The sequence below is a fragment of the Corynebacterium sp. S7 genome, assembly GCF_054401105.1.
In genome coordinates, this window is sequence record NZ_CM136760.1 from 458,354 (window position 1) to 471,269 (window position 12,916).

Sequence of the window (12,916 nt, forward strand, 5' to 3'; positions counted from 1 at the left end):
GATCCAATCGTTGAAGCTTTAGGTTCAAAGCTGAGAAATATGATGTAACAGCCAAGTATAACGAGGCTGGAATGGCAACGTCGCCACCACTGCGAAAGCCGATAACTTAGGCAGTGGTGGATGAATCAATGTCAGGAACAGGGAATAGTAGACGATCGGGTTGCCTGCCAGGTTCAGGAGCCTTCGATTTGTTTCGACGTTTTAATCTCTGGGCGGCAGCCTGTTCATAAGGGTGAGTGGTGTTGGGTTGAGGCGCACCACCGTTGGCAGGAATAACTGCTACATCGCCAGTTTCAGGGTCTCGGTCGATGTAACCCTTGTTTCCCGCTCCGTCTCGATTGTCATTATTGCACCTGTGGTGTTCTCGACATAAGGCGATGAGATTTTCTATATCTGTCATCCCGCCTTGTATGTAGGCTCTTATGTGATGAATTTCTAACTCGGTGAAAGGTTTTGTACAACCGAACCAGGCGCAAACTGCCTGGGCTGCTATGAGCGCCAGCCGAAGGTGTACATCAGCTAAGCGGGTCCGGCCCATGGAAAGAGGTAGTCCGGTAACTGAATCGACCTGAAGGATGAAGTCAGTTCCAGTGAGACCGAGTCGAAGAATATCGAAGCAGTTTAGGCCGAATCCCGTGTTGGTTGCGAACCGAGTCGTTTCGTCTGCGTCAGCGAGATCATCCAAAGTGATGGATAAGACCACGCTGCCGACACCCTTGTTGCGCTGGGATTTCTCGTTTGAGTATGACCGTATGATCTGCATGAACTGATCGAAGCCACGCTGCGACCGAGTGCGCTTATCGTCCTCGGGGTTGGCGGAGATATTGGTTCCAGGGGCATAACCAGCATCAATGTGGCTCTTGATCTGGGCAGCTTCACCTGCAGGAGCCATGATGGTGATTTTGCTCATCCCTTGGGAGTCTGGTTCTCCAATATGAATACTGCGCCTTGAATGGGCTTCGAATGGGTCCCGCTTGCCAGAGGTATCTCGTGCATTTCGGTTTGCCTTGTTCACTAGAGCTTCGACGAATTTGCGGAGGTCCTCGGGGCCACGTGTTTTTGCGGCCTCCATTGCTTCGGCATAGATCTCGTTTCGTCCTGGTTGGGAATTTTCGGACAAGTCCCGCAGTGCTTGGTTGATAATGCGCTGCTTTTCTTCTGAAGCCTTTCGGTCCCTTGCCTGTTGGCGTGCGCGAGCCTGAGCCTTACGCTCTTCTTCTTCCCGGCGCTTACGTTCCTCTTCTTCTCGTGCCTTGGCTTCCTCGTCGTCGGGGAGGATCTCAGGTTCAGGGACAACTACCGGCTTAAAGAGAGAATTGCCACGATCAATGCGATCAAAACCGGCGCGACGGCTCAGTCCAAGCTTTTGAGTTAAGTATTCAATTGGATAATTTCCACCGACGAGTTTGCCTGCATTATCGCGGTCGCAGATATAGGCGAATGATGCGTCAATTGTTGCCTTCAGATTGACAACGGATTCGAGGCGTTCAAAATCCTCGTGGATGTCGGACAAAGAAAGCGAATCAGGGTCCATCATGATCTCGGAAAGCTGTTCGAGCGATTGTTCTATCTGATCAACGATTTGTTTAACTTTCCGTGCCATGATCCCCCCTAATTTCGATCTTGTGTTCGACTTGATAATTGGAAGTCTACATGCAATCATGGAAAGTGCAAGAGTAAATAGAAAGAATGTTCTAATGAAGTTGGTGGTAATTGAGGCGGGAACATTCGTCGATAAGTGAAAAGTGATTAAACGGCAACCGGATCATTAGTGGTTTTTATTAGTGGGGCGACGAAGAAACTGCAGTTCTACGATGGGTGACACTCACTCGATGGCGAACGGAGAAAATATGAAAATTGCACTTTTTAGCACTTGTATCGTTGACGCCATGTATCCGAAGGTTGCGCATGCAACTGTTCGAATCCTTGAAAGGCTCGGCCACCAGGTGATTTTCCCATCGGGGCAGGGTTGCTGCTCGCAAATGCATGTGAATTCCGGGTATTTCGACGATGCATTGCCGGTCGTGCGGAACCATGTGCAGGCCTTTTCGAAGGAAACCTATGATGTGGCCGTTGCACCATCTGGTTCGTGTGTGGCGTCGCTTGGGCATCAGCAACCGATGATCGCGAGGGAAGGTGGGGACGAGGCCCTCGCGAAAGAAGCGGAAGAGGTCGCGGCGAATACCTACGAGCTTTCTGAGCTGCTTACCGATGTGCTTGGTATTACCGATGCGGCAACCCAACTTGGATCGTGGTTTCCGCAGAAGGTGACCTATCATCCTTCGTGCCACGGAATGCGGCTGCTTAATCTCGGTGACCGGCAAAAAGACCTGGTGAAGTCCGTCGAGGGAATTGAGTTTTTTGAATTGCCGGATGCTGAGGAATGCTGCGGATTTGGTGGCACATTCTCTTTTAAGAATCCTGACGTTTCCGGTGCCATGGCAGATGCGAAGATCCGCAATATTGAAAAGTCAGGTGCAGATTTGTGCACCGGTGGCGATGCATCGTGCCTGCTTCATTTAGGTGGCGCTCTGTCGCGGAAGAAGTCGTCGTTAGGCACCATCCATTTAGCTGAAATCCTTGCTTCGACTAGGGCTAACCCGCTGGATGTTTCGGGTCCGGTTGAGCTTTCCATCACCGAAGGAGTGAAATAATGGCTGCAACACCACTGGGCATGCCGGGAGTTCGTCATGCATCTGACATAAGCAACGTGCACATCAATATTCCATTTCCTGAATCTGCGAAACACGAATTAAAGAACACCCAGATGCGGAAGAATATCGGTCACGCGACTCATTCGATTCGAAATAAGCGCGGGCACGTAGTTTCTGAGCTGCCTGATTGGGAGCAATTGCGCGATGCCGGTTCAGCGCTGAAGGAACGCACGATGGCTCAGCTGCCCGAGCTGCTAGAAGAGTTCGAGCGCAATTTCACTGCACGCGGTGGACATGTTCATTGGGCGCGTGACGCAGTTGAGGCGAACGAGATTATTACCAAGCTCGTCGAGGAAACTGGATCGAAAGAAGTTATCAAGATTAAGTCGATGGCTACTCAGGAAATCAACCTCGAGGAGCATCTGAATCGTCATGGAATCACTGCCACCGAGACTGACCTGGCGGAGCTGATTGTGCAGCTTGGCCACGATAAGCCCTCCCATATTCTTGTTCCGGCAATCCACCGGAACCGCGACGAGATCCGCGAGATTGTCCTGAAAGAGATGCCGGATGTAGATCCTGAGCTGACAAACGAGCCTCACGACCTGGCAGAAGCTTCTCGCACTTATCTGCGTGATAAGTTCTTAACCACAAATGTTGCAATTTCGGGTGCGAATTTTGGTGTGGCAGATTCGGGCACGCTGACCATCGTCGAGTCTGAAGGTAACGGCCGAATGTGTTTGACCTTGCCCGATACTCTGATTTCGGTCATGGGGATTGAAAAGTTGGTGCCAACCTTCTCTGACCTAGAGGTCTTTCTACAGTTGCTGCCTCGCTCGTCTACAGGCGAGCGAATGAATCCCTATACCTCCATGTGGTCAGGGGTTACGCCAGGCGATGGCCCTCAAAACATGCACGTCGTGCTTCTAGATAATGGCCGTTCCGCCGTCCTCAACGACGAAAAAGGTCGTTCCGCGCTTCACTGCATTCGTTGTTCGGCCTGCCTGAACGTTTGCCCCGTTTATGAGCAGACCGGCGGACACGCCTACGGTTCGACTTATCCGGGGCCGATCGGGGCGATCCTGTCGCCACAGCTCACCGGGATTACTTCGGCAGAGAATGCCTCGCTGCCGTACGCTTCGTCGCTTTGCGGGGCTTGTTATCAAGTATGTCCGGTCAAGATCAATATTCCGGACATTTTGGTGCACCTGCGCGACGAGGATGTCCGTGCCCAGCACGCAGAGAACCAGCACGCAGAGGACCAGGAATCGGCAACTACGAAACCAAAGCGGAAGCTGCCCTCGCCGCCCTCCCAAATGGACGTAATCATGAAGGGAGCGTCTGTCATGATGTCCTCGGGCAAGCGGATGTCCGCAGCTGAGCGTGCCCTGCCACTTGGCCGCGTAGTCGCAGGTAAAAACCGCAAAATCAGTTGGCTGCCCGGCATCGTTGGTGGCTGGACAGACCAGAGAGATATTCCAGCTCCTCCAAAGCAGTCGTTCCGTAACTGGTGGAAGCAACACGAAAATGAATCAGCTGAGCGCGTGGCACAGGACGGTGGACTGCGAACAGCAGATACCAGCACAACTACCAGCACCGATACAACTAGCCCATCTGAGAAGCAGAAAGAGGACGAGCAGTGAGCGACGCAAAAACCGAGATACTCGCGGGCATCCGCAATGCATTGGCAGATCAGCCGTCAATCCCAGAGGTTCCTCGTGAGTACCGGCGAGTTTCCACACTAAATCGGGCCGACACTTTGGATATGCTCGAGGACCGGCTGATCGACTACAAGGCCAATGTCTACCGCGAAACCGAAGGCTCCATTGCAGGGCGCGTCTCTCAATTGCTCGGTGAGAGCGCAAAGGTTGTCATCCCACCAGGGCTGGACGAGAAGTGGCGCCCAGAAGGGGAGCAGTACCAGTGGATCGTCGATACGCGAGGCGGCGATGAAGGCACGATGCTGAGCGCTGAAGAACTCAATGACATCGATGCTGTGCTCACCTCATCAACGGTGTCCTGTGCGGAGACCGGGACAATCTTCCTTTCGGGGCAGAATGACGAGGGCCGTCGTGCGATCACTCTCGTCCCTGACCACCATATATGCGTGGTTCGTGCAGACACAGTGGTCGAGCTGATCCCTGAGTCTTTGGAAAGGCTCGACCCGGTAGCCCCCATCACGATGATCTCGGGCCCATCCGCAACCTCGGACATTGAGCTCGTCCGCGTTGAGGGCGTGCACGGTCCGCGCACCCTCGACGTGATTTTCCTCGAAGCCTAGGCCGAAGGAAGCCTAAGCCGAAGGAAGCCTAGCTTCACGACGATAGCTCCCGCCCCTGCGCCCCGGCCACTGTGGAAAGGAAAGCATTATCATTGCTCACATGCGCGTTGCGATGATCTCCATGCACACCTCCCCACTAGAACAACCAGGCTCCGGCGACGCGGGAGGGATGAACGTCTACGTCCTTAATATTGCCCGCGAGTTGGCGAAGAAAGGCCTCCAAGTGGACGTGTTCACCCGTGCGACTCGGCCAAGCCAGGGTGAAATTGTGCATGTCAGCGAGAATTTCCGGGTTGTCAATATCATCGCTGGCCCGTTCGAAGGCCTATCAAAGGATGATCTTCCCACCCAGCTTGCTGCCTTCGCTGGTGGCATCGTGCAGTTCACCCGCCAAAATGAGCTGTACTACGACCTGATTCACGCCCACTATTGGCTTTCAGGCCAGATCGGATGGTTGTTCCGCGACTTGTGGAATATTCCGCTCATCTTTACCGGCCACACCTGGGCTGCCGTGAAGAATGCGCACCGTTCAGCCGACGATTCACAAGAGAGTGAGGCGCGGCGAATCTGCGAGCAGCAGCTCGTCGATAATGCCGACGTGCTCGTGGTCAATACGGAAGACGAGATTGATGCTCTGTGCATGCACTACGACGTTAATCATTCGAAAATCAAGGTAGTCACACCGGGAGCAGACACCACTTTGTTCACTCCCGGAACCAATCGCAATACAGAAAACGCTCGTCGTGCGCTCGGTGTCCCGCTGCACACGAAAGTGGTGGCGTTCATTGGTCGCCTTCAGGAGTTCAAAGGCCCGCAGGTACTTCTTCGCGCCGTCGCGGTGATGCTCGAGCGTGATCCCTATCGCAATATCCGGGTGCTCATCTGCGGTGGAGCCTCGGGAAGTGCCTCTTCGGTCGAATATTATCAAGCCTTGGCGCACAAGCTTGGTGTCTCACGCCGGGTACGTTTCTTGGAACCTCGTCCTCCAGAGGAGCTCGTCTCCATCTACCAGGCTGCCGATGTCGTTGCAGTTCCAAGCTACAACGAGTCGTTTGGCCTCGTCGCAATCGAGGCCCAGGCGACCGGCACCCCGGTTGTCGCGGCGCGAGTCGGTGGTCTGCCCGTTGCCGTCGCCGACGGGGAGACAGGCATCTTGGTTGATGGGCACGAACCTACTGCATGGGCAGATGCGCTCGAACGCATGCTTGACGACGATGAGATGCGCATTGCCATGGGTGAGCGTGCAGTAGAGCGGGCTGCGGAATTCTCGTGGGAAGCCTCCGCAAGCTCGATGCTTCACGTGTATGAGAAGACTTTGGCTGAGATTGATCCGAAGGAATCGCCACGCCGCGCCGAGGGCGCCTGAATCAGGGGATTTGTCCAGCGAAAACTACCGGAAGATGGCAGACTAGGAGGCATGAGTAACGGAAAATTGATCTTGGTCCGCCATGGCCAGTCCGAATGGAATGAATCGAACCAGTTCACCGGTTGGGTCGATGTCGACTTGACGGAGAAGGGCGTAAACGAAGCCGTTAACGCTGGCAAGCTCCTCAAGGAAGAGGGCCTGCTCCCAGATGTTGTGTTCACCTCTTTGCTGCGTCGCGCAATCCGCACCGCAAACATCTCATTGAATGAGGCTGACCGCCATTGGATCCCCGTGGTGCGTAACTGGCGCCTCAACGAGCGCCACTACGGCAAGCTGCAGGGTCTGAACAAGGCTGAAATCCGTGAGGAATTCGGCGAGGAGCTGTTCATGACTTGGCGCCGTTCTTACGACACTCCACCACCAGAGATCGATGTGGACAACAAGTACTCGCAGTCCGCTGATGCTCGCTACGCTTTCCTTCCTGAGGTTCCTCGCACTGAGTGCCTGAAGGACGTTGTTGAGCGCCTGATTCCTTACTTCATCGACGTGATCCGCCCTCGCGTAATCAAGGGTGAGAATGTCATGGTGGCAGCTCACGGTAACTCCCTGCGTGCGCTGGTTAAGTACCTGGACAGCATTTCCGATGAGGACATCGCTGCTTTGAACATCCCAACTGGTATGCCACTGGTGTACGAGTTCGATGAGCATGGCACGGTAGTCAATCCTGGTGGTACTTACCTGGATCCAGAAGCTGCTGCGGCTGGTGCTGCTGCAGTTGCAAATCAGGGCAAGAAGTAGTCGGTTCGGCGGAGTTTTTTAAACTAACTTGGTGTCCATTGTTCTAGCTTTCGTTTTAGGTGTCGTCCTCACCGTGGCCGCGATTCCCGTGGTCCGGTGGGTAAACGAGCGGCGTGACCGCGCACGTAATTCGGCGAGCCTGCAAGATAACCGCGTGACTACGGTGAGCCAGGTCCTTCACCTTGTTGTACAGGGAGCGCCCACCGCCATTACTGTGGTGGACCGCTCTGGCGACGTGATTTTGTCCAACTCTCGCGCTCACGAAATGGCCATTGTGCACGATCGGACCCTAAACCCTGAAGTGTGGGCTGTTGGCAAAGAAGTCTTCGATGACTTGGAAACCCGCACCATTGATCTTGCAATGCCGCGCCGCTCCACCGGCAACCGCGTTTCCGACGTCAAAGCGCTGATTAAGCCGTTGACGCTGGTAGATAACTATTTCATCATTGTCTATGGCACGGACGAGTCGGAAAATGTTCGAATGGAGTCCGCCCGCCGCGACTTCGTGGCCAATGTCTCGCACGAGCTGAAAACACCGGTCGGCGGCATGTCGCTTCTGGCAGAGGCGCTCCTTCAGGACCCCAATGACCCCGATATGGTGGAGTACTTCGGCAACAAGTTGCTCAATGAGTCACACCGTATGGCGGAGTTGATCTCGGAACTGATCAGCCTGTCGAAGCTCCAGGGCGCGGAAGCACTGCCGGAGATGACCCCGGTGAAGGTTGACGAAGTTATCGACGAGGCAATGTCGCGCAACCAAATCAGTGCGGACAATGCAGGCATCAAACTCACCCGCGGCGATCATACCGGGGTGGAGGTCATGGGGGACCGATCCATGCTGGTCATGGCGGTATCTAACCTCATCTCAAACGCGGTGAACTACTCATCCGAATCACAGCCGGTGAGTATCACTCAGAAGATTGCTCGCGATAATGTGATACTTATTCGCGTGACCGACCGCGGAATTGGCATCGAGCCGGAGAATCAGAAACGCGTTTTCGAACGCTTTTTCCGCGTTGACAAGGCGCGATCAAGGCAAACCGGAGGCACCGGTTTGGGCCTCGCTATTGTAAAGCATGTGGTTGCCAACCATAGCGGTAATATTAAGTTGTGGTCTCGTCCTGGGACGGGGTCTACATTCACAATCGAACTTCCCATTTATGTTCCAGAGCCGGAGCCCGAACAACCAGAGCTTTTGGAGGATGGCGATCAACCGTCAACTCCAACATTCCGGGAAGCGGTAACTCGTGCTACTGCACGTAGGAAAGAAAAGGAGAAGCAATGACGACGACCATCCTCATTGTTGAAGACGAGGAATCGCTCGCAGATCCGTTGGCATATTTGCTGCGCAAGGAGGGCTTTGAAGCCATCGTTGCTCCAGACGGCCGCACAGCTCTTGAGGAGTTTGATGCCAACGACGTTGATTTGGTTCTCCTAGACCTGATGCTTCCCGGCATGTCGGGCACTGATGTGTGCAAGCAGCTTCGTGCGGTGTCAATGGTACCGATCATTATGGTTACGGCGCGCGATTCCGAGATCGATAAGGTTGTTGGTCTCGAGCTCGGCGCCGACGATTACGTCACCAAGCCGTACTCCTCCCGCGAGCTCATCGCCCGCATCCGTGCGGTCCTGCGCCGCGGCCCGGAGGCGGAAGAAACGGAAGAGTCCGAGGATCAGATCCTCGAGGGCGGCAGGGTCAAGATGGATGTTGAGAGGCACACAGTGCTTGTCGACGACCAGCCAGTCCCCATGCCACTGAAGGAGTTCGACTTGCTGGAGTACTTGCTTCGCAATGCAGGTCGCGTACTCACTCGTGGTCAGTTGATCGACAGGATTTGGGGTGCCGATTATGTCGGCGACACCAAGACCTTGGACGTTCACGTAAAGCGTTTGCGCTCCAAGATCGAGGTGGAGCCCTCACGCCCGAAGCAGTTGGTTACTGTCCGCGGGCTGGGCTACAAGTTCGAGGCTTAGCCCGACGGCCTAAGCCAGAGCATCTTTCTCAGCCGCAAGCGCGGTTGCAGGGTGCACGGACTTGAACTCGCTGGGCAGCTCCGAGCGCTTCCGGCAGTGCTCGGCTACGTACTCGTAAGGCTCGTTACCAATAAGCTGACGCAACTCTTTTTCCATCGATTGCCACACTGGCACCCCGCCGGTGTGGCATTCGCTGTCTCCGGTGCACCACCAGTCGAAGTCTTCGCCACCCCCGCCCCATTGGCGACGGTCGTATTCACCAATCGTGGTGCGCAAAATCTCTTGTCCGTCTGGGCGCTCTTCCCACGCATCTTCGCGTGAGAATGGCACCTGCCAGCACACTTCTGGCTTGGAAGAAATAATGTTGCGACCTTCGGCCATTGCCCATTGGTGCAGCGCGCACCCAGGTCCGGCGCCGGTTGATCGTCGATTAGCGAAAATGCATGCCCCATCGACGCGCGCTGTCTTCAGCGACGGTTCATCCTCGTCGTCGTCCCACTCGAGCCATGGCTCGAGGATGGCGGGGTTGGCCGCTTCGATGTAGGAATCAACATCGTCGGGACGCAGCTCCCAATACTTGGCGGGCATTTCGGCGACGGCGTCGTAGAGCTCGTCGCGGTCGGTTTCATCTGACAAATATGCCCCGTGGATGCAGCAGCCCACCACGGGCAAATTCTCGTCGATACCGTGGCAGGCAGAGGTGCCAAAACGACACTGCCAGGTGGATTCTACCCAGGTCAGGTCGATAGAGAAGTAGTGATGAGGGTCGTCCGGAAGGTTGAACTCGAGCCATTCGCGGGCGAAATCGGGCGGCACTTCGCGCCCAGCAAGGATGGATTTTCCTGCAGGAGATTGTGCGGGAAATTCAAGAAAGACAGGTTGATTCACACTTCCACACGGTAGACCGTCTACCCTAGAACGTGTGAGACTAGGTGTATTAGATGTGGGCAGCAACACCGTTCATCTTGTTGCAGTAGACGCCCGAGACGGCGGACGCCCGTCGCCGATGAGTGACTGGAAGCAGTCGTTGCGGCTTGTAGAGATGCTTGACGACGATGGCGCCATCGACGACAAAGGCGTTGCAAAGCTAACCAGTGCTGTCGGTGAGGCAACTGATCTGGCGAAGAAGCTCAAGTGCGTCGAGATCATCCCCATTGCCACCTCTGCAGTACGCTCGGCAACGAACTCGGAGGAAGTGCTAGATCATGTTGAGAAGGAAACTGGCGTTCGTCTCGAAGTTCTTTCGGGCGTAGAGGAAGCCGAACTCACCTTCTTGGCAGCGCGTCGTTGGTACGGATGGTCTGCTGGTCGCATCACCAACCTAGACATCGGGGGTGGCTCCTTGGAGATTTCTACCGGTAATGACGAGGTTCCGGACTTGGCGGTATCGCTGAACCTTGGTGCGGGCCGCTTGACCCACGAATGGTTTGATACCGATCCACCTGAGCGCAAGAAGATTAACGCGCTGCGTGACTTTATTGACGCTGAGCTTGCAGAACCTGCGCAACAGTTCGCCGCGCTGGGTCCAACTGGTCACGCCGTGGCTACTTCGAAGACGTTCCGTACCCTCGCGCGACTCACCGGTGCAGAGCCTTCCTCCGCTGGACCGTTTGTTAAACGTACACTTACAGCGCCAGGTTTGCGTCAACTTATTGCTTTTATTTCTCGCATGACGGCTGCAGATCGTGCAGAGTTGGAAGGTATCAGCGCCGATCGGTCGCATCAGATTGTTGCGGGCGCCCTCGTTGCTGAGGCTTCCATGCGAGCATTGAAGCTTGAGAAGTTAGAAATCTGTCCTTGGGCACTGCGTGAGGGAGTGATCCTGACTCGTATTGATAAAGGACTCGACGGAGGAGATGACGAGTAGATGTCAGACGATGACAAGCAATTGACAGTCGCCGAGCTTCTCGCCCGCGCGCAGAAAGAGCAGCCGGAGGCTGAGCGCCCACGCCGTCGTCGGCGTCGTAGCCTTGAGGAGGGTGGTATCTCGGTCGCTGAGCTGACCGGGTCGATCCCCAAGGTTGAAAAGCGACCTGTGGAAGCGAAGCACTCTTCCGTTCCGTTGGACACGGAGGCTGCCAAGGCCGAGGTAGAGCCCAAGCCCGAACCCGCTAAGCCTGCTGAAAAGTCGCCACAGGTTGATGAAACCAATGTGATTCGCAAGGTAGAAACCGACGTTCCAGCCAAGCCCAAGGTAACGGCACCTTCACCTAGTGTCGAGGAAACGGGCAAGCTCCAACCCGTCAAGGACGAGCACCTCCAGCACGATTTCGAGGCAGACGCGAAGTCCAAGGATTCGGCCCAGCTCGAACAACTGCCGGAACAAGACCAAGAACAAGATCTTGAACAGACCCAAGCTCCAGCCCAGGACGAAGACCGAGAAGGTGGCATCAACGGCTTTGCTCTGATCGGTTTGATCATTGTCGGGTTGGTTCTGGGAGTTCTTATCTTCCTCGGGTTTGAATTCCTCTGGCAGACCCTGAATAAGTGGCTCGTCGCCGTGCTTGCTGTCGTGGTCACCGCGATCATGGTCGGCGTTGTGAAAGCAATGCGCACCGAGCGAGACGGCTTCTCCATGGGCCTTGCCGGTGTGGTTGGCCTGTTGATGACATTTGGGCCAGCGCTGATTGTTTTTCTCTAGCAATTCTCATTGATTGGCATCATGTGGCACCCTTGATGTCATGAAGAAAATTGCAGTTCTCGGTGGTGGCCAGATCGGTGAGGCCTTGATCTCGGGCCTAGTTTCCGCTGGCCATGACCCAAAAAGTATTACAGCTACCAATCGTCGTGAAGCTCGCGGCGAAGAACTCGTGGAGCGCTACGGCATCAACTCTACGAATGACAACGAAGAGGCCGCGTCGAACGCCGACGTGGTCTTTTTGTGCGTCAAGCCGGCCGGTATCCTCGCAGTGATCGAGGAGATCGCAGAAACCATTGCCACCAACGACATCTCCACGATCGTTGTGTCCATGGCTGCAGGCATCACCCTGGAGCAGATGGAAGAAGCCATCCCGGTCGCCGGTACCCCCGTAATGAGGGTCATGCCGAATACGCCGATGCTCGTGGGCAAGGGAGTCAGCGCGCTCAGCCCTGGCAAGCACGCCTCTGAGGAGCAAACAGAGGCCGTTGTGGGGCTCCTGGGGGCTACAGGGACGGTTGTGGTGGTCCCTGAGTCGCAGATGGATGCCGTGACGGCGGTATCCGGTTCCGGCCCGGCATACATTTTCCTCGTCGCAGAGACGCTTATCGACGCAGGCGTGTCCCTCGGCCTGACCCGCGATGTTGCACGCGAGCTCACCAACGCCACTATCGCAGGCGCGGGAGCCATGCTGGAACAAGAAGACGCGGACCCGGTGGCACTGCGCGCCGGGGTGACCTCGCCAGCGGGCACAACTGCGGCTGCAATCCGCGAACTCGAGGAGTCGGGCTTGCGCGGAGCCTTCTATCGGGCACTAGAAAAGAACGCTCAGCGCTCCCGTGAGCTGGGCGGACGCTGAAACCTGTAAATTTCTTGTACGAAATGTTGCACTTAGGTCGCAAGAGTCACATGATTCACGCTAGACTAGTCCAGGCACGTGCGTGTTAGTCCTGTGGGAGGGGAAGCCTACAGCGCGCCGCTTGCTGAAGGGTTAACTAACATATGGCAAACGAAGATAAGGGTAAGTTCCTCACCGTCGCAGAGGTCGCGGAGATCATGCGCGTCTCAAAGATGACGGTGTATCGCTTGGTTCACTCCGGTGAGCTGCCAGCTGTCCGTGTGGGACGTTCGTTCCGCGTGCACGAGTCGGCAGTGACCGAGTACCTCGACTCGTCGGTGTACGACGTCGGGTAGTTCGGGTAACC

General features: G+C 55.5%; 13 protein-coding genes. 11 read left to right on the forward strand and 2 right to left on the reverse strand.

Translation table 11 applies throughout. The annotated features are described in order from the left end of the window. Positions 1 to 106 precede the first annotated feature (106 nt). Positions 107 to 1,603 carry an HNH endonuclease signature motif containing protein gene (locus ACXZ66_RS02255; protein ID WP_458750203.1) on the reverse strand — a complete coding sequence of 499 codons (1,497 nt, stop codon included), beginning with the start codon at positions 1,601 to 1,603 and terminating at the stop codon, positions 107 to 109. A 247-nt stretch (positions 1,604 to 1,850) separates the two neighbouring features. Between ACXZ66_RS02255 and ACXZ66_RS02260 the strand changes: the two genes are divergently transcribed. The 7 genes from ACXZ66_RS02260 to ACXZ66_RS02290 all read left to right on the forward strand — a co-directional run bounded on the left by ACXZ66_RS02260 (position 1,851) and on the right by ACXZ66_RS02290 (position 9,073). Further along, positions 1,851 to 2,654 carry a (Fe-S)-binding protein gene (locus ACXZ66_RS02260; protein WP_458750204.1) on the forward strand — a complete coding sequence of 268 codons (804 nt, stop codon included), beginning with the start codon at positions 1,851 to 1,853 and terminating at the stop codon, positions 2,652 to 2,654. Further along, positions 2,654 to 4,297, forward strand: coding sequence for a lactate utilization protein B (locus ACXZ66_RS02265; protein WP_458750206.1), 1,644 nt, complete (start codon positions 2,654 to 2,656; stop codon positions 4,295 to 4,297). Before ACXZ66_RS02260 ends, ACXZ66_RS02265 begins: the two co-directional genes overlap by 1 nt. Then, a complete protein-coding gene (locus ACXZ66_RS02270) occupies positions 4,294 to 4,935 on the forward strand; it encodes a LutC/YkgG family protein (protein WP_458750208.1) in 642 nt (213 codons plus the stop codon). Before ACXZ66_RS02265 ends, ACXZ66_RS02270 begins: the two co-directional genes overlap by 4 nt. A gap of 100 nt (positions 4,936 to 5,035) precedes the next feature. Beyond that, a complete protein-coding gene (mshA, locus tag ACXZ66_RS02275) occupies positions 5,036 to 6,301 on the forward strand; it encodes a D-inositol-3-phosphate glycosyltransferase (RefSeq protein WP_458750210.1) in 1,266 nt (421 codons plus the stop codon). Between the two features lie 51 nt (positions 6,302 to 6,352). Next, complete coding sequence (locus ACXZ66_RS02280) at positions 6,353 to 7,099, forward strand: phosphoglyceromutase (protein WP_458750211.1); 747 nt, start codon at positions 6,353 to 6,355, stop codon at positions 7,097 to 7,099. A 31-nt stretch (positions 7,100 to 7,130) separates the two neighbouring features. Then, entirely contained in the window at positions 7,131 to 8,384 is a 1,254-nt protein-coding gene (locus tag ACXZ66_RS02285) for a sensor histidine kinase (protein ID WP_458750212.1), read from the forward strand. Beyond that, a complete protein-coding gene (locus ACXZ66_RS02290; protein WP_018297860.1) occupies positions 8,381 to 9,073 on the forward strand; it encodes a response regulator transcription factor in 693 nt (230 codons plus the stop codon). The genes ACXZ66_RS02285 and ACXZ66_RS02290 overlap by 4 nt, the downstream gene beginning before the upstream one ends. A gap of 9 nt (positions 9,074 to 9,082) precedes the next feature. On the opposite strand, the gene ACXZ66_RS02295 is transcribed toward ACXZ66_RS02290, so the two are convergent. Then, positions 9,083 to 9,961, reverse strand: coding sequence for a hypothetical protein (locus ACXZ66_RS02295; protein ID WP_458750214.1), 879 nt, complete (start codon positions 9,959 to 9,961; stop codon positions 9,083 to 9,085). A 34-nt stretch (positions 9,962 to 9,995) separates the two neighbouring features. Between ACXZ66_RS02295 and ACXZ66_RS02300 the strand changes: the two genes are divergently transcribed. The 4 genes from ACXZ66_RS02300 (at position 9,996) to ACXZ66_RS02315 (ending at position 12,905) form a co-directional block, all read left to right on the forward strand. Next, positions 9,996 to 10,940, forward strand: coding sequence for a Ppx/GppA family phosphatase (locus ACXZ66_RS02300; protein ID WP_458750215.1), 945 nt, complete (start codon positions 9,996 to 9,998; stop codon positions 10,938 to 10,940). Further along, the gene (locus ACXZ66_RS02305) at positions 10,941 to 11,714 is read left to right on the forward strand and encodes a hypothetical protein (protein WP_458750217.1); all 774 of its coding nucleotides are present in this window, start codon (positions 10,941 to 10,943) and stop codon (positions 11,712 to 11,714) included. Between the two features lie 40 nt (positions 11,715 to 11,754). After that, complete coding sequence (gene proC / locus ACXZ66_RS02310) at positions 11,755 to 12,570, forward strand: pyrroline-5-carboxylate reductase (RefSeq protein ID WP_458750218.1); 816 nt, start codon at positions 11,755 to 11,757, stop codon at positions 12,568 to 12,570. 143 nt (positions 12,571 to 12,713) lie between these two features. Further along, on the forward strand, positions 12,714 to 12,905 hold the full coding sequence (locus tag ACXZ66_RS02315) for a helix-turn-helix domain-containing protein (protein WP_018297855.1): 192 nt from the start codon (positions 12,714 to 12,716) through the stop codon (positions 12,903 to 12,905). Positions 12,906 to 12,916 lie beyond the last annotated feature (11 nt).

Coding starts and splice junctions, on each gene's coding strand:
- ACXZ66_RS02305 (WP_458750217.1), top strand. CDS start 10,941: ATGTCAGACGATGACAAGCAATTGACAGTCGCCGAGCTTCTCGCCCGC.
- ACXZ66_RS02290 (WP_018297860.1), top strand. CDS start 8,381: ATGACGACGACCATCCTCATTGTTGAAGACGAGGAATCGCTCGCAGAT.
- ACXZ66_RS02255 (WP_458750203.1), bottom strand. CDS start 1,603: ATGGCACGGAAAGTTAAACAAATCGTTGATCAGATAGAACAATCGCTC.
- ACXZ66_RS02315 (WP_018297855.1), top strand. CDS start 12,714: ATGGCAAACGAAGATAAGGGTAAGTTCCTCACCGTCGCAGAGGTCGCG.
- mshA (WP_458750210.1), top strand. CDS start 5,036: ATGCGCGTTGCGATGATCTCCATGCACACCTCCCCACTAGAACAACCA.
- ACXZ66_RS02265 (WP_458750206.1), top strand. CDS start 2,654: ATGGCTGCAACACCACTGGGCATGCCGGGAGTTCGTCATGCATCTGAC.
- proC (WP_458750218.1), top strand. CDS start 11,755: ATGAAGAAAATTGCAGTTCTCGGTGGTGGCCAGATCGGTGAGGCCTTG.
- ACXZ66_RS02280 (WP_458750211.1), top strand. CDS start 6,353: ATGAGTAACGGAAAATTGATCTTGGTCCGCCATGGCCAGTCCGAATGG.
- ACXZ66_RS02260 (WP_458750204.1), top strand. CDS start 1,851: ATGAAAATTGCACTTTTTAGCACTTGTATCGTTGACGCCATGTATCCG.